Consider the following 17,375-nt stretch of genomic DNA (forward strand, 5'->3'; position numbering starts at 1 on the left):
TTACAAATTGTGGGCTTTTTTATTTTAGAAATATTTAGAAACTAGGCTATTTAAATCTTTAGAAATATGTAATTTATTTATAATAAATAAGTATATAACTGTAATAAGCACACCTTTTATAGCTATATTAATTAAGGGAAAGAATTCAAAATTCCAAAAATAAAACAGAAAAAAAACAGCAGAAACTATCAACACTATTTTTACAGTATTTGTACTAAATGGTTGTATATTTAATTTTGACTTTATATAAAAAATTTTAATAGAACTATATGTTAAAACCACAATAAGTGTTGCTAAAGCAGCTCCATTTATTCCTACCAAGCTAATAAGCCAACGGTTTAAAATTATAACAGTTAAAGCCATTGCTAAGGACATATAAAAAAATATTTTATAGTATTTAGAATTCATTAAAATCGCATTTCCAGTACCTAAAGCCAATTCCATTAACTTTGCAATTGAGATAATTAAAACAATCCAAATACCTTTTGTATACTGAGGTTTGTTTATTAATTCATATAAATCTGTAATATTTAAGTTAATTAATAAAAACAACAACCCTCCTACTACTAATAAATTAATTGAAGTTTGTTTGTACAATTTTTCAACTTCAGGAATATTATTATTATTCATTTCTTTAGCTGTAATTGGACTTGTAATTTGTTGCATTGCCCTAGTTGGAATTGCCACTACACTTGCAATATATATACCCACTGAATAATAAGCCACTTCTGCAATTTTTTCTATTTGTGGAATCATAAACTTATCAATTTCCAATAAAATTCCTGAAGCTGAACCTGCAATAATAATATAAAATGAAAAAGATAGTAGTTCCTTTAAATTAGAAGGTATTTTAAATACCAATTTTGGCATGTAAATGTATAAGGCATATAGTTTCATTATTAGTGTTCTAACTCCATAAACAATAACTATTGCATAAATAAATTGCTCATTTGTTATCCAATTAAAATACACAGCTACTAATAAAAAAGAAGTGCAAATACGTGTAAATATTTCTTTAATAAAATTTCCAAAAACAGAGTTAAACTGTACTTTAGTCCAAGAATAAAATACTTCAAAATAACCCATAAAAATGGCAACAATAAAAATTAAATAAGAGTAACTTTTAATTAATGGGTTTTCTGCTGATAGCCAGTTTGAAATAAATTCATACAAAAAAACACCTACAAAAGCTAAAGGAATAATAACTACTAAAGGCAAAACTAGGGTTGCTATTAAAAAACCATCTTTTTCAATCTTAGTTTTATATGAAGAATAATATTTTATAATGGTTTGGTGGATTCCAAAAACCAATAAAGGCATAATAATATTAGCCGTGGAAAGTAAAAAAGTAATTAATCCAAAATAATCTTCGTGTAAAAAATTGGTAAATAAAAACAGTACATTAATTCCTCCAATAGCAAAACCTAAAAAAAGGATTAAGGTGTTATTAAAAGACTGTTTTAAAACAATTCCCATTATAATAATTTAAAAATTTCATCATACATCTTCTCCCCTACATTATTTCCATATAAATTTATTGAAAAATCAACTGTTGAGTTTTGAAAACCTTTAAAAGAATCAACCATTTTTTGTGAATCACTTCCAACGATTTTTGCAAATCCATTTGAAACCAACTCAACCCATTCAGTTTCTTCACGTGCAATTATGCAATGTTTTTTATTGAAAAAAGCCTCTTTTTGAAGTCCGCCACTATCAGTTATTACCAAATTACAATTTTTCAGTAACTCTAACATATCAAAATAGCCAACAGGGTTAATTATTTTCAGGTTATAAAAAAGTTTATTTTTTTCTAAAATTGCCTTTGTTCTTGGATGCAAAGGAAGTATAACTTGTTTTACTTTACTTATAGCCTCCAAACCTTGAAATATAGATTTCAAATTTTCTAAATCATCTGTATTTTCTTGACGGTGAATAGTGGCTAAAACAAATGCATCCTTTTGAAGATTTAAGTTATTAATAATTGAAGACTTTTCTCCGGATACTTTGCTGTAATATTCAACAGCATCTTTCATAATATCACCACTTTTCTTAATTTTACAAGGAATATTTTCAAAGCCTTCATTTTGTAAATTTTCAACTGCAGTATCAGTTGGACACAATAATAAATCGGAAATTCTATCGGTTAAAATTCGATTAACTTCCTCTGGCATTTTCATATTAAAAGAACGCAAACCAGCTTCAACATGAGCAACTTTTATGTCCATTTTTTTAGCTGCCAAAGCTCCTGCCAATGTTGAATTTGTATCACCATAAACCACAACCAGATCGGGTTTTTCATTTAAGAGAACCTCCTCAATCTTAATCAACATTTGACCTGTCATTGCTCCGTGACTTAACCCATTTATTGCCAAATTGTATTTTGGCTTGGGTATATCCATTTCATTAAAAAATATGTCACTCATATTTGCATCGTAATGTTGCCCTGTATGTATAATAATTTCTTCAATACCTTTGTGTTTAGAAATTACTCTACTTAAAACAGCTGCTTTTACAAACTGAGGTCTTGCACCTAATATGGTTACAATTTTTTTCATTCAATCATTTCGTTTAATAGTTCCGATACTTTTTTTGTCAACTCTTTTCTGTGAAACTGTTCAATATTATTTGATTCAACAACTAAATCCTTTAACTTATATTTTGAATACAAATCTAATATAGCTCTTTTTAATTCATTCTTTTCGTTAAAATCAACAACAATTCCAGCATTTGTATTTTTCAATATTTCAGCCAAATCTCCATTTTTTGGAGCAATTGCTAATATTGGACGTTTAGCCATTAAATATTCAAAAATTTTACCTGTAATAATCCCTTTTGCACTTGGCACATTATTTACAATCAATAATAAAACTTGTGATTTTTTTTGATAATTAACAACCTCTTTATGTGAAACATAACTTATTAACTGAATATTATTTTTAAGGTTTTTTTCTGAAATAGCTCTTAAAACAGATTCATCAACTTTACCTATTAACTTTAATTTAAAATCTTTCACAAACTCTTCATTTTCAATACAAATATCAGCTAAAACATCCCACAACATTTTTGGGTTTCTATCCGCATTCATCAACCCAATGTGGGTAATTGTAAATTTTGAGTCTAATTCAGTTTCAGTAGTTGTTATTTCTCCATCAAATCCATTTGTTACAGTTACCACATTATTACTAAAATTGGCATAACTTTCATACATTGTATTACCTACAACCAATACTTTATCGGCATTTTTTAAAACTTCCTGTTCTAAATAGTGGTGTTTTTTAATAGCTTTTTTAGACAGCGGCAATTGATGAAAATAATCAATTTCTGTCCAAGGGTCTCTAAAATCTGCCATCCATTTTATACCCAATTGCTGTTTTAACTTTAGGCCAATTAAATGCATACTATGTGGCGGACCTGTAGTAATTATGGCGTCAATTTTATTTTCAGATAAATAACGCTTCAAAAATTTTACTGAAGGCACTATCCAAAATTTTCGAGCATCTGGTATAAAATAATTTGCCCTAATATATTGTAATATTTTTCCAAAAAAAGTAGGATTTGGATTTAAAAAACCAGCACTTTCATTTTTCTTTTTCCCTAAAAATGAAAGCAAATTATTTGGTTCCCAAATAGGTTGTCTTAAAATTTCAATTCCTTTTGGAATTTCACTTTCTAAGCTTTCATCTAAAATTGGATAATTGGGGTTCTCAACAGTATAAACAATAGGTTCAATTCCAAAATCTCGAAAATATTTTACAAATTTCAACCAACGTTGCACTCCCGAACCTCCAGCTGGTGGCCAATAATATGTTATAACTAAAACTTTCAAATACTTGTTATTTTATTTATAAAAAATTTAAAATCCGCTATTGCTTCTTTATGAATTTTAGGAACTATTAATTTTAAATCGTTTCTAATTTTATCAGAATTATCAATAAAATTATTAAATGCAATTCGTGCTTTTTCTGGGTCTTCATTATAATCAATAGAATAATCTGAAAGCCCTAAATACTCGAAACACTCCTTCCCTTTCACCTCATAGCTGATGTTAAACGCTGGAATATTTTTTGTTAAAGAAGTAATACACATATGCAATCTTGTACCAACAACAAACTCATATTCTTCTAATTTTTTATAAAAATCATTGAATAAAAAGTAATCATTTAAAACTGAAACTTTATTTTGATATGCTGGTTCTAAACAATCATAAATTTCTTGTGCTAGTTTAGAATCATCCTTATATATTTTTAATCCCTGGCAGGTTGATAAAAAATCGATAGTACATCCCTTATTAATACACGTTTTCACAAACTCAATAATTATATTTTTAAAGGAGGTTTTATTTCGAGCGTCATAGTTCCATTCTCTTACAGAAATTGCCACTTTTTTAGATGTTGCTTTTTCAATATTTTGATGCTCTAATAAAAATGCGGCATCTTTTGTTAATTTGAATTTATTTTTAGCAATGTTTAAATCGTTTAAAATTTTAAACGAATAGTTATCTCTAACATATAATAAATCTATTGAATGCTTCATTAATTTCTTAAAAAAGATAGCATCTTTAGCATTTAAAGGTCCAATAGATTGGGAATAAATAGCTGTTTTCTTTCCAAAAAACTTAGCTATTTTATAAATTGACAAACTATTTTTAATTGTATAATTTGAATTAATATACCCACCAGGAGTTCCAATAATTACATCTGCTTTTCTATAAGCTTTTGAAAAAATAAATAAAACTGGAAGTATAATGGGCTTTAAAAATGGCAATTTCATAAAAATTTTATGTTGGCCCAGTTCTTTTACAAAAGGTATTTGAGGGTACAATTCTTTTGCCATTTTATAATAATAAGTCGCAATTTGCACTTGAAAACCAGCCTTAATAATTTGCGTATATAACGAATAAAACAATGCCACATCACCATTATTTAAAGGCACTACGTTATTAATTAATATATTTATCTTTTTGGATTTTCCTTGCACTTTTATAATTTTAAGAAATTGCTCTAATATTAAAAATAAATGAACTACAAAGCTTTAAACATTATCTAAAACTCATTGGCTAATTTATAACTTTTCAGTAAATTCGTGACTAGATAAAATACTATATTTATTATTTATTTCAACAATAGAACATCTACTAAATGACCAATCAACAAAAGGAAAAAGATGCCGTTTTAATGTTATATGTTTTATATGCTACATTTGTAAGAAGGGATGTTGAAATTTTAGAAAAGCGGTATAAAGTAGATTTATATCAATTTAATACTTCAAAGAAATTTTATCTTTTTTATGCATTTATAAAACAGTTTTTCTTTTTACTTTTTAAGTTACATACGTACAAAGCTATAGTTATTCAATCATCTGGATATCTTTCGTTTTTACCTGTTATTTTTGGCAAAATAGTAAAAAAACCAATTATAATTATAGCTATTGGTACTGATTGTGCTAAACTTCCAGAAATTAATTATGGTGCACACACTAAAAAAATATTAGCTTGGTTTACTAATTTTTCATTTAAAAATGCTTCATTAATATTACCCGTTCATAAAAGTTTAGAGAAAAGTTATTACAGTTATAAAAAAGTAAAATTCCCAAATCAAGGAATTAGATCTTTCAATAAGAAAATTAAAACTGAAATTATTGAAATGGTGAACGGTTATGATACCAAAAAATGGCAAAATAAAAATTCAGAACGCATTAAAAACTCATTTTTATCCGTCACTTTTGCAATTGATGAAATAGGTTTTTATAGAAAAGGTATCGACTTAATAATTGAAGCTGCGAAGCTTTTTCCAGATTACTATTTTACAATTGTCGGCAAAGTTTATTTAAAAGAAAAATGTCCTGAAAATGTACATTTAATTAACAATGTAGATCAAAAAGAGTTGCTAGAAATTTATAATAAACACACCTATTATTTTCAGCTTTCTATGTTTGAAGGTTTTCCAAATGCATTGTGCGAAGCAATGCTTTGTGGCTGTATTCCAATTGGAAGTAATGTTGCCGGAATTCCAGATATTATTGGGGATAACGGTTATATTTTGAAGCAAAAAAACGTTGATTTATTGAAAGAATTGATTGAAAATTTATCAAATAATAAGTTAACCCCAAATGATGCAAGAACTCAAATTACTGCTAATTTTCCTTTAAAAAGAAGAGAAAATGAGTTTTTGAGTCATCTTAAAAATCAATAATCTAACTTATTTTTTTTTCTTTTTTTCAACAAAAAACCAGCCAATTGGAATTAATAAAAGTAAGAAATACGAAATTAAGGTAATTGTATTTCCTTTTTTAATTACTGCTGGTTCAAATTTAAATTCAATTTTATGAGTTCCTGCTGGAATTTCCATTCCTCGTAAAACATAATTAACTCTAAAATGTGGTGTTAACTTCCCATCAACATATGCATTCCAACCATTTTTGTAATACATTTCTGAAAATACAGCAAACTGATTTTGAGCTGAATTTGATTCATAAACCAACTCATTAGCTTTGTATAAAGTCAGTTTAATAGTGGCGGTTGAATCTAAAGGGTATTGTGTTTTAAAATCACTTGAAATAATGCTAGATTCAATTACAGCTGAAGTTTTTGTATTTAAACTATCTAAAGCTGTGATTTCTTCATTTGCATTTGCAACAACAGCTATTTTACTTACAAACCAAGCATTTCCATTGGCACCTTCATTTAATTCGTACCCAACTTCACCTTCTTCATTAGCACCAATTAAATATTTGGTGTTTAGCATATTTAAAACTTCTCCATTTCCTTTAGAAATATGAAAATCGTACAATTCCTGATAACGCCTTGGTTTTGCCGCGTGGTAGCCTCCTATAGAATTATGAAAATACGAAGTTGTTCCATCTGCCATTATGTTTTTTGTAAAATTAGCTACACGATAATAACTTTTATCGTTCATAATTTCTTTATCAATTGATGAAGCTTGAAACGGCTTGTCAACTTTTCTTGCAGCTACAAAAAAGTCATTATTTACATATCTTTTATCAACATTCACAAGGTCAAAAAGTAGGATAACTACAAATCCAATTAAAACTACATTTTTATTTATTTTTTCCTTTAAAAATAACCAAATTACACTTGCAACAATTAAAACAATAACTAATGAACGAACACTATCGTTAAAGAACAACGTTCTTCTATCTGCTGTAATTGCATCTAAAAACCCTGAGATCTGTTCATCAATTTGAACATCTATTGGTGTTTCAAAAGAAAACAATCCTGTTCCTCCAATTGTAAAAATAAGTGCCAAACCACCAATAATTAATGTTGTATATTTTAATGCATTTAACTTAACTTCTTTTTTTATTTCAGAAGAAAAAAGCTTCGAAACACCTATAATTGCTAACAATGGAATAGTAAGTTCTGCTATAACTTGTATGGATGATACTGCTCTAAATTTGTTATATAATGGCACATAATTAATAAAGAAATCTGTTAACACCGGAAAATTCTTTCCCCAACTCATTAAAATTGAAAAAATAGTAGCCGCTACCAACCAGTTTTTTAATGTACCTTTTACTAAAAATAAAGCCAATACAAACAAGAAAATAAAAAATGCTCCAATATATGCTGGTGCCGCAACAATTGGCTGATTACCCCAATACATTGATGAAATACGCATTAAATAGTTAGCATCTTTTGGGTCTAATCCTTTATTTACAGCATTTTGTAAAAAACTTTGAAGTTCGCTATTTTCAACTTCTTCATGACTTGTTCCTCCCATAAATCTTGGAATAAACAAATTAAAAGTTTCAGCAATTCCGTAACTATATTCTGTAATATAATCTTTAGATAAGCCAGAAGTTGCTTCTTTAAAAGATCCATCAGCATTTATGGTTAATTCGCTTTTACCACGTGTACTTTCTTTAGAATATTCACTTGTAGCCATTAAGTGTGTTGCATTTGTACCAACAGCTAAAATTACTGCGACCACTAAAATTCCAACACTTTTAATAAAATGAGGAAGTTCTTTTTGTTTAATTGATTCTACTAACTGAACAATACCAAAAATTATTACCAAAAACAGTAAATAATAGGTCATTTGAATATGACTGGCGCTTAATTCCAAAGCCATTGCCAAAGCTGTTAATACAAAACCAAGAATGTATTTTCTTTGAAATACCAACAATATGCCCGACAATACTAGTGGAAAATAGGCTATTGCATGTGCTTTTGCATTATGCCCAACCCCTAAAATAATTACTAAATAAGTTGAAAGTCCAAAACCCAAAGAACCTATAATTGCAAGCTTCCATTCAACTTTTAAGACTAATAAAAGTATAAAAAAACTTAAAAAATATAGAAATAAATAATCGGCCGGTCTCGGTAAAAACCTTATAAGATTATCTAATTTATTTATAAAATCGTAGGAATAATATGCACTTACTGCGTAAGCTGGCATTCCTCCAAAAGTAGCATTGGTCCAATAAGGTTCAGTTTTATTTTCTTTTCTAAAATCAACAATTTCTTTTGATGAACCTTTAAACTGTGTAATATCACTTTGTTGAATTTTTTTACCTTCTAAAACTGGAGAAAAATAGGCAACTGAAACTAACATAAACGTTACAATTGCAATTAAATAAGGTGCTACTTTTTTTATTGAAAAATTCATATAAATTAATCCTTTACTTCTTCATAATCTACATAGTCACCCACATCTTTATTACTTTCTTTAGGTTCAACAGGTTTTTTTGCTATTACAGTTTCCCCTACTTTACCAGCTGTTTCTTCGTATTTATTTTGTTGTTGCTCTTTATATTTCTTTTCAACATTATTAATCACTTTTTTCAAGAAAATAGGTGCTATATACCTACTAAAAAACTTGAACGCGTAATAAATAATAACAAGAATCGCTATTGTTCTTAATAATCCCATTTAATACGTTTTTTATATAATTTTCAAAAATAACAATTTGCCAGTAACTAAAACGTTTATTTATATAAAATCTTATATTTGACAATCTAACAAAACTAAATTATGAAAAGAGTTTTTCTACTTGTTTTAGCAATTTTTACCATACAAATAGCTTCATCTCAATACACAGAAATTATAAACTCTAAGCGTCCGGGTTTTTCAGACAGTCCTTATAGTGTTGGTACAAATATATATCAATTTGAAACTGGTTTTTTTTATAATAACAGTGATAACCCATTATACACTTCTCCTTCAAATACTTATGGTGGTGAGTTACTTTTTAGATATGGAAAATTTTCTGAAAAATTGGAATTTGATTTAAATTTAGCTTATCAAATTGATGAATTATCACATCATCCTAATGGGCATATAAACGGAATTAGTGACTTAACCATTGGAGCAAAATATTTATTAAGACAACAAGAATTTACTGATAAATCTAAAGAAATAAGAAGTTATAAACGCAGAATGGCTTTTGATTGGAAACGGTTAATCCCATCTATTGGAGTATACGCCGGTGTTCACACAAAATTTGTTAGTAAAGATTATAAAGAAGATGATATTAGCTATAAACTAGCTTTATTATTGCAAAATGATTTTACTGACAGATTAGTAGTTTTAACCAATTTAATTGCAGATAAATACACTACAGATGATGAGTTCTACAAGTATATTGTTACTATGACTTATGCAATTAATGAACAATGGTCTTTTTTTATTGAAAACCAAGGAAGATACCAAGAAACATTTGCTCCCAAATATCAATTTGGAACAGGTTTAGCATATTTAATTAATGAAAACCTTCAAATTGATGCTTCTGCAAGAACCAATTTTTTTGATGATTATTCATATTATTACTTTTCATCAGGTGTAGCCTGGAGATTGGATAGGCATTATGATACTTTTATAATGAAAGACGCTCCAAACCAAACAACTGGAAAAAAGAAAAAAAGAAAAGGTTTTTTTGGTAGATTATTTGGTAATTTATTTCATAAAAAAAGAAAATAATTACATCTTACACCTATGATTACAATTAAAGAAATGACCTCAAAAAAGGAACTAAAAATATTTATTAAGTTCCCTTTTAAACTTTATAAAAACAATAATTTTTGGGTACCTCCAATTATTAATGACGAAGTGGAGACTTTCGACAAGAATATAAATCCAGTTTTTAAACACGCTGAAGCTCTTTTTTTTGTGGCAATAAAAAACAATGAAGTTGTTGGTAGAGTTGCTGCCATTATAAATTATACCGAATTAAATAAGCAAAAAGTTAATAAAATGCGATTTGGTTGGTTCGATTTTATAGATGATATTGAAGTTTCAAAAATGCTGCTAAAAAAGGTTGAAGAAATTGGAAATCAGCATCATTTAGAATTTATGGAGGGTCCTGTTGGATTTTCTAATCTTGATAAAGTTGGTGTTTTAACCGAAGGGTTTAATCATATTGGAACTATGATTACTTGGTACAATTATCCATATTATAAAACGCATTTTGAAAAACTAGGTTTTAAAGTAGAAAAGGAATATTTAGAAAATAAATTTCCATTTAAAAATGTAATTTCAGCACCTTTACAAAGAGTTAGTAAAATTATAGAAGAGCGTTACAGTTTAATTCCTTTAAATTTTACAAAAACAAAAAACATTATGCCTTATGTAGATAAGATGTTCGATTTGTTTAATAAAAGTTATGCTGCACTCCCTTCGTTTGTTCCAATATCTGAAATTGAAATTGCCTATTTTAAAAAGAAATACATTTCATTTATTAATCCTGAATATATAAAATTTGTGATTGATAAAGATGATAATATGGTTGCTTTTGCAATTACAATGCCTTCATTTTCTAAAGCATTACAAAAAGCAAAAGGAAAGTTATTACCTTTTGGATTGTTTCATTTATTAAAAGCTAAAAAAGAAAGTAAAGATGTAATTTTCTATTTAATTGGTGTGCATCCAGACTATCAAAACAAAGGAATTCACGCACTTATTTTTAATGAATACCAAAAATCTTTTGAAAAAAGAGGAATCATTAACTGTATTAGAACTCCTGAACTTGCAACTAACACAAAAATTGCTGCAGTTTGGAAAAATTTTAGTCCGGTTACATACAAAAAACGTTGTACTTATAGAAAGGATATTTAAATGCAATTATTTTACAATTCAAATATAAATTCAAAAACTGAACAATTTTCGTTTGATAAAACTGAGAGCAGACATATTGTACGCGTATTACGTAAAAAAGAAGGAGATACTATTTTTATTACAAATGGATTAGGAACACTTTTTACTTCTAAAATAGTAATTGCAAACGATAAAAGATGTTTGGTGAAAATTACCAATAGTGAAGACAAACCCAAACCTTGGAACTATTATTTGCACATTGCCATTGCACCTACTAAATTAAATGATCGTTTTGAATGGTTTTTAGAAAAAGCTACAGAAATTGGAATTGATGAAATAACTCCAATTATTTGTGACCATTCAGAAAGGAAAATATTGAAATTAGATAGAATGGAAAAGATAGTACATGCTGCAGCAAAGCAATCCTTAAAATTTCATTTTCCGAAGTTAAATGAACCCGTAACATTCAATCAGTTTATAAAATCTGATTTTAAAGGTCTGTTATTTATTGCACATTGTGAAGATACTGATAAAAAATCATTAAAATCACAGTTAAAACCTACATCAAATACAACCATACTTATTGGTCCAGAAGGCGATTTTTCAACTAAAGAAATTGAACAAAGTTTGGAACATAAATTTATTCCTGTATCTTTGGGAGAAAGCCGGTTACGTACAGAAACTGCTGGTATTGTAGCAGCACATAGCGTAGCGTTTGTTAATGAGTAGTTGAATGAGAATTTTTCAAATAACACAAATTTTATTCCATTCTCAAAAGTTGAAAGTACTACTTTTTACTTTTGCCTTTTCCCTGTTACCTTTTACCGCTGTTTATACCCAACAAGTAGCTATTTTAAAGTATAATGGTGGTGGCGATTGGTATGCAAACCCAACAGCATTGCCAAACTTAATTGAATTTAGTAATAATGCCATACATACTTCTATAAAAACCAATCCCGAAACTGTGGAAGCAAACAGTTTGGATGTTTTTAATTATCCAATTCTTTTTATGACCGGACATGGAAATGTAATTTTTTCAGAAGATGCCATTAATAATCTAAAAACCTATTTAATTTCTGGAGGTTTTTTGCATATTTCTGATAATTATGGACTCGATAAATTTGTGAGAAGAGAAATTAAAAGAATTTTTCCTACTTTAGATTTTCAGGAAATTCCGTTTAATCACCCAATTTACCATCAAACATTTGATTTTAATGAAGGTGTACCAAAAATTCATGAACACGATAATAAACCTCCACAAGGTTTTGGATTATTTTATGAAGGAAGATTGGTTTGTTTTTATGATTATGAATCAGATTTAAGTGATGGTTGGGAAGATGAAGAGGTACATAACGATTCCTATGAAATTAGAGAAAAAGCATTAAAAATGGGTGCAAATATTATTGAATACGCATTTAAAAACTAATATGATAGAAAACTTAGATACCCTAGAAATAAATTTTGACACCGAAGGACTTTGGGTTTTAAACATCACTTTAGCAATTATAATGTTTGGAGTTTCTCTTGGAATTACAATGGACGATTTTAGACGTTTATTTAAAAATCCAAAAATATTATTAACAGGTATAATTTCTCAATTTATAATATTACCATTTGTAACTTTTATTTTTATAAAATTAGTAAACCCTATGCCAAGTATTGCTTTAGGTATGATGATGGTTGCTGCCTGTCCTGGTGGGAATATTTCAAATTTTATGACTCAAATGGCAAAAGGAAATGCTGCTTTATCAGTTAGTTTAACTGCATTTGCAACATTGGTTTCATTAGTTATGACTCCATTTAATCTTGAATTTTATGGTAATTTATACGCTCCTACGGCTGAAATTCTACAAAGAGTTCAACTAAACCCTTGGACGTTAGTTGAGCTTGTTACACTTATTTTAGGTGTTCCATTACTTTTAGGCATGTGGGTTCGAAACCGAAAACCAATTTGGGCAACCAAACTTTCAAAAGTTTTAAAACCACTCTCATTAATTATATTTATGATATTTATAATTATTGCCTTTTATGACAATTTTGATATTTTTATAAACTATGTACATTATGTATTAATTTTGGTTATTGCTCACAATGTTTTAGCATTACTAACTGGTTTTTATTTTGCAAAAGCAATGAAACTTTCATACAAAGATCAAAAAACACTTTCAATAGAAACCGGAATTCAAAACTCTGGATTAGGTTTGCTACTTATATTTAGTTTTTTTAATGGTTTAGGAGGTATGGCTTTATTAGTTGCCTTTTGGGCCATTTGGGATATTTTTTCAGGTGTAGCACTTGCTAGTTATTGGTCTAAACAAAAAATTAAAGGATAAAACTTTGAAGCATTTTTGGTATAATACTGTAAAAATTATTGTAAGCATAGGCCTTTTCTTTACTCATAAAAAAATTAAAGTTTATGGTAAAGAAAATATTCCCAAAAAAGGTCCCATACTATTTATTGGAAATCATCAAAATGCATTATTAGATGCTATTTTAATACCAACAACTACAGATAGAAATATTCATTTTTTAACTAGAGCCAGTGCTTTTAAAAACAAACTAGCTGATAAAATTTTAAGGTCACTAAATATGATTCCTGTTTATAGAATTAGGGATGGAATTAACAGTGTTGAGAAAAATATTGCTGTTTTTGAACAATGTTTTGAAATTTTAAAAAAAGAAAAAGCAATTCAAATATTTGCAGAAGGTGAACACCACAAATACAGACATATAATACCTTTAAAAAAAGGTTTTGCTCGCATTATTTTAGGAACTTTACAAAAATATCCTGATTTAAATATTCAAATTATTCCGGTGGGAATTAACTACGATTCTCATTTAAATTTTCCTTCCAGTGTTTCTATTTATTACGGAAAACCAATTCAGGCAAATGCTTATATTAATGTTGACAATCCAGATTTAAAATTCAAAACTATTTTAAATAAAGTGGCTTCAGAATTAAAAGAACTAACAACCCATATTGATAATCTTGAAAAACACGATGAAATTATTGATAAATTAAAAGCTGTTAGAGCCAATTTTTTAGATCCAATTGAAACTAATAAAATGCTAAAAAAGTTAGATTCATTTTCTCAAAAAAAATTAAAAGAAGAAAAGGAAATAAACTGGTTTACTCCTATTCACCTATTTACTAAAATAAATAGCATTTTCCCGCTATTAATATGGAAAAAATTAAAGCCAAAAATTAAAGATATTATTTTTACAAATACCTATAGATTTGCACTGATTCTTACAATATTTCCTCTTTTTTATTTAATTCAGTCTGGGGTAATTAGTTATTTTTTAAACTATAAAGTTGGCTTAATTTATTTAGGAATATGTATTATTACAGGACTTATAACTTCAAAAACAATGAAAGTTACTCAATAAGCGCATCTTGTATAAATTGCTGAATTTCAGTTCTAATATTATATTTTATCAATCCTGTATTTTCCATAGTTGGATATACCCTATTAGATAAAAATACATATACAATTTCTGATTCTGGATCTGCCCAACAAAACGTACCAGTAAAACCACTATGCCCAAAACTAGCATCTGAAACACAGCCACAAGTCGCTTTTTCTACTTCCTTTATTTGAGGTTTGTCAAATCCAATCCCTTTTCTAACACTGTCATTGGCATAATAACGATGATTAAATTTATCTATAGTTTTAGACTTAAAATATCGTTTTCCACCATAAAAACCCTTTTGAAGATACATCTGCATTATTTTAGCAACATCATTTGCATTTGAAAATAAACCCGCATGTCCACCAATTCCACCTTGCATTGCAGCACCCATATCGTGCACGTAACCTTGCACTAACTGGTTTCTATAATAATCATCCTTTTCTGTTGGTACAATTTTAGTTTTTGGAAATTTATGAAGTGGTAAATAGCCTGTATTGTTTGCTCCTAAAGTTTTGTAAAATCGCTCTTGAGTCAAGTCATCTAAATTCTTTTTATAATAATTTTCAATAAAATCTTTAAATAAGAAAAAAGATAAGTCGCTATATTTATAACCTATATTTAACCGTTGCTCAGCATTTGCAATTCTATCAAATATTGAATCTTTATAATCTTTTGTTAAATACAAATTTTTGGCAACTTCAATGGGAAACTTCTTTGACCCTTTATCTCGGTAATACGCATTAGAAGGTTTTTTTGTAACGCTGTCCAACGTGCTAATATAAAAAGGAATCCAAGCTTTTAACCTTCCATAATGAGACAATACTTCTTTTACAGTTAATGAATCTTTATTCGTGTTTTTCAACTTTGGTAGTAAACTACCTAAAGTACTTTCCAATTGTAAAGTTCCCTTTTCTTCTAACTCCATAATTAATGGCAATGAAGCCAATATTTTTGTCATTGAAGCAATATCATAAATATCATTATTTTTAACAGGAACTGTATCTTCATCTGTATGATATCCAAAACTTTTATTATAAACCACTTTACCTTTTCTGGCCACTAAAACTTGTAACCCAGGTGCCATTTTATCCTTAATAACAACACTTGCAATTGAATCAATTCTTTTTAACTTTTCACTACTTAATCCAACATCTTCAGGAATAGAATAAGCCAATCTTTTTAATGAAGTTGACATTAAACCGTGTCCTTCAGAAAAAACATTTTTAATTGAAACAGGTAATTTTCCTTTTGTTTCAAGAGCTCCAAAAATCATTTGTGCAGAAATTTCCTGAGCTAATTTACTATTTTGATATGATAAAAGGAGTCCGTTTATATTTTCAAAAGTTTTAATTTGTAATAAACTATAAGGACTGGCAAAAACATCTAAAATTACCGTATTTGTTCTTGCAATTTCTTGCAACCAAACAAGTTCATTATCTTTAAACTTAAAACTTTTCCAAGGATTACTGTTAGATTTATGATACCCAATAATAATTAAATTATATCGCTTTAATTTTGAAATTAATTCATCTAAATTATTAGCCGAAACCTCATCAACATTTGTATAATTTTTTAGCATTTCAACAAAGTCATTGTTTTCAGCATCCCCTAATTTAACATAAGCTATCTTTTTTTTATCTAAATTTTGAATAGGAAAAACAAGTGATTCATTTTTTAAAAGCGTGATAGAATTTTCAACTAATTTTCTATGTAATAATTCATCTTTTATTGAGTTTAAATCTTCATTTAAGTTTTCTAATTCAATAAATTGAAAATTATTTAAACCTGCCCAATATTTAGCTTTTAATATTTTTTTTACTGAATAATTTAAACGCTCTTCTGTAAAAACCTTTTCGGATAATGCATTTTTAATTTTTGCTATTGCTACTGGAACATTTTCTGGAATTAATAACATATCATTTCCTGCTAAAAATGCAGCTAAATCAACATCTCCAGGTTGGGCATAATTAGCTGCACCTTTCATATTTAAGGCATCTGTTAAAATTAACCCTTGAAAGCCCATTTTTTCTTTTAATAAACCTGTAATTACTTTTTCAGACAATGATGTAGGTAATTCAGCATCTGGTTCTAAAGCTTTAACGCTTAAATGAGCAACCATAACACTTGTTAAATTATTTTGAAATAACTTTTTGTATGGATACAATTCTATTGAATCTAGTCTTTCAATGTCAAAATCTAAAACCGGCAATAATTTATGAGAATCGGAAGCCGTATCTCCATGACCTGGAAAATGTTTTGCATTTGCCAACACATATTGACTTTGCATTCCTTGCACAAAAGCCAAGGCTTTATCTGTAACATTATCTCTATTTTCTCCAAAAGATCGATTTCCAATTATTGGATTTTCTGGATTTGTATTTACATCAACAACAGGTGCAAAATTAATATGAATCCCCAATCGTTTACAATGTTTACCTACCTGAACTCCAAAAGCAGTTATTAAGGAATTATCTTTAATTGCCCCAAGTGTCATATTCCAAGGAAAACGGTAGGTATTTTTTAAACGCATGTCCAACCCCCATTCACCATCAAAACCTATAAGTAATGGTATTTTAGAAACCGACTGGTATTTATTATTTAATGCTGCTTGTTTTTCAGGGGTTCCCTGCATAAAAATTAAACCGCCAATATGGTGTTTTTCAACTAGGCTTTTAATAAATGTTTCGTGTTTCTCATCTTTATTTGAATAGGCTTGTACCATAAATAACTGACCGATTTTTTCATCAATGGTCATATTATTTATTAAAGTATCAACCCATTTGTTTTGCGCTAAAGTATCTTTCGTTTTTAATGGATCAAATTGTTGTGCCTTTAAAAAGAAAACATTCAACAACAGTAATAATAAAAGATTTTTTTTAATCATATTATAAATTAGATAACAACACTGGTG

At 28.1% G+C, this 17,375-nt stretch carries 14 protein-coding genes; 7 read left to right on the forward strand and 7 right to left on the reverse strand.

From position 1 onward, the window contains the following. Positions 1–24: 24 nt before the first annotated feature. The 4 genes from BX611_RS08625 to BX611_RS08640 are packed head-to-tail and all read right to left on the reverse strand — an operon-like array spanning position 25 to position 4,977. Positions 25–1,476 (reverse strand): oligosaccharide flippase family protein, encoded by a 1,452-nt coding sequence (locus BX611_RS08625; RefSeq protein WP_115880176.1) that lies wholly within the window; start codon positions 1,474–1,476, stop codon positions 25–27. Continuing rightward, positions 1,476–2,555, reverse strand: a complete 1,080-nt coding sequence (gene wecB, locus BX611_RS08630) for a non-hydrolyzing UDP-N-acetylglucosamine 2-epimerase (protein WP_115880178.1) — start codon at positions 2,553–2,555, stop codon at positions 1,476–1,478. Before wecB ends, BX611_RS08625 begins: the two co-directional genes overlap by 1 nt. Then, the gene (locus BX611_RS08635) at positions 2,552–3,826 is read right to left on the reverse strand and encodes a glycosyltransferase family 4 protein (RefSeq protein WP_115880180.1); all 1,275 of its coding nucleotides are present in this window, start codon (positions 3,824–3,826) and stop codon (positions 2,552–2,554) included. The genes wecB and BX611_RS08635 overlap by 4 nt, the downstream gene beginning before the upstream one ends. Beyond that, positions 3,823–4,977 (reverse strand): polysaccharide pyruvyl transferase family protein, encoded by a 1,155-nt coding sequence (locus BX611_RS08640; protein WP_162879990.1) that lies wholly within the window; start codon positions 4,975–4,977, stop codon positions 3,823–3,825. The genes BX611_RS08635 and BX611_RS08640 overlap by 4 nt, the downstream gene beginning before the upstream one ends. Before the next feature lie 161 nt (positions 4,978–5,138). On the opposite strand from BX611_RS08640, the gene BX611_RS08645 reads away from it, so the two are divergent. Beyond that, complete coding sequence (locus BX611_RS08645; protein WP_115880184.1) at positions 5,139–6,191, forward strand: glycosyltransferase; 1,053 nt, start codon at positions 5,139–5,141, stop codon at positions 6,189–6,191. A gap of 6 nt (positions 6,192–6,197) precedes the next feature. Here BX611_RS08645 and BX611_RS08650 read toward each other — a convergent pair whose 3' ends face one another. Together BX611_RS08650 and BX611_RS08655 are read right to left on the reverse strand one after the other, a co-directional pair. After that, positions 6,198–8,627 (reverse strand): YfhO family protein, encoded by a 2,430-nt coding sequence (locus tag BX611_RS08650; RefSeq protein ID WP_115880186.1) that lies wholly within the window; start codon positions 8,625–8,627, stop codon positions 6,198–6,200. Positions 8,628–8,632: 5 nt separating this feature from the next. Beyond that, positions 8,633–8,890: a DUF4834 domain-containing protein gene (locus tag BX611_RS08655; RefSeq protein WP_115880188.1), complete on the reverse strand. Its 258-nt coding sequence runs from the start codon at positions 8,888–8,890 to the stop codon at positions 8,633–8,635. Positions 8,891–8,992: 102 nt separating this feature from the next. On the opposite strand from BX611_RS08655, the gene BX611_RS08660 reads away from it, so the two are divergent. Genes BX611_RS08660 through BX611_RS08685 form a run of 6 tightly spaced genes read left to right on the forward strand, consistent with a single transcriptional unit; the run spans position 8,993 to position 14,440 of the window. Continuing rightward, a complete protein-coding gene (locus BX611_RS08660) occupies positions 8,993–9,937 on the forward strand; it encodes a transporter (protein ID WP_115880190.1) in 945 nt (314 codons plus the stop codon). A 15-nt stretch (positions 9,938–9,952) separates the two neighbouring features. After that, a complete protein-coding gene (locus BX611_RS08665; RefSeq protein WP_115880192.1) occupies positions 9,953–11,071 on the forward strand; it encodes a GTP cyclohydrolase in 1,119 nt (372 codons plus the stop codon). Continuing rightward, complete coding sequence (locus BX611_RS08670) at positions 11,072–11,779, forward strand: 16S rRNA (uracil(1498)-N(3))-methyltransferase (RefSeq protein WP_115880194.1); 708 nt, start codon at positions 11,072–11,074, stop codon at positions 11,777–11,779. A 4-nt stretch (positions 11,780–11,783) separates the two neighbouring features. Then, complete coding sequence (locus tag BX611_RS08675; protein WP_115880196.1) at positions 11,784–12,476, forward strand: DUF4159 domain-containing protein; 693 nt, start codon at positions 11,784–11,786, stop codon at positions 12,474–12,476. 1 nt (position 12,477) lies between these two features. Next, positions 12,478–13,383, forward strand: a complete 906-nt coding sequence (locus BX611_RS08680) for a bile acid:sodium symporter family protein (protein WP_115880198.1) — start codon at positions 12,478–12,480, stop codon at positions 13,381–13,383. A 4-nt stretch (positions 13,384–13,387) separates the two neighbouring features. Then, on the forward strand, positions 13,388–14,440 hold the full coding sequence (locus BX611_RS08685; RefSeq protein ID WP_162879991.1) for a lysophospholipid acyltransferase family protein: 1,053 nt from the start codon (positions 13,388–13,390) through the stop codon (positions 14,438–14,440). Here BX611_RS08685 and BX611_RS08690 read toward each other — a convergent pair. Continuing rightward, positions 14,430–17,348: a glycoside hydrolase family 3 N-terminal domain-containing protein gene (locus BX611_RS08690; protein ID WP_181897240.1), complete on the reverse strand. Its 2,919-nt coding sequence runs from the start codon at positions 17,346–17,348 to the stop codon at positions 14,430–14,432. The two genes, BX611_RS08685 and BX611_RS08690, sit on opposite strands and share 11 nt — an antisense overlap. Positions 17,349–17,375: the final 27 nt, after the last annotated feature.

Source organism: Lutibacter oceani, from assembly GCF_003384935.1.
Classification (GTDB): Bacteria; Bacteroidota; Bacteroidia; order Flavobacteriales; family Flavobacteriaceae; genus Lutibacter; species Lutibacter oceani.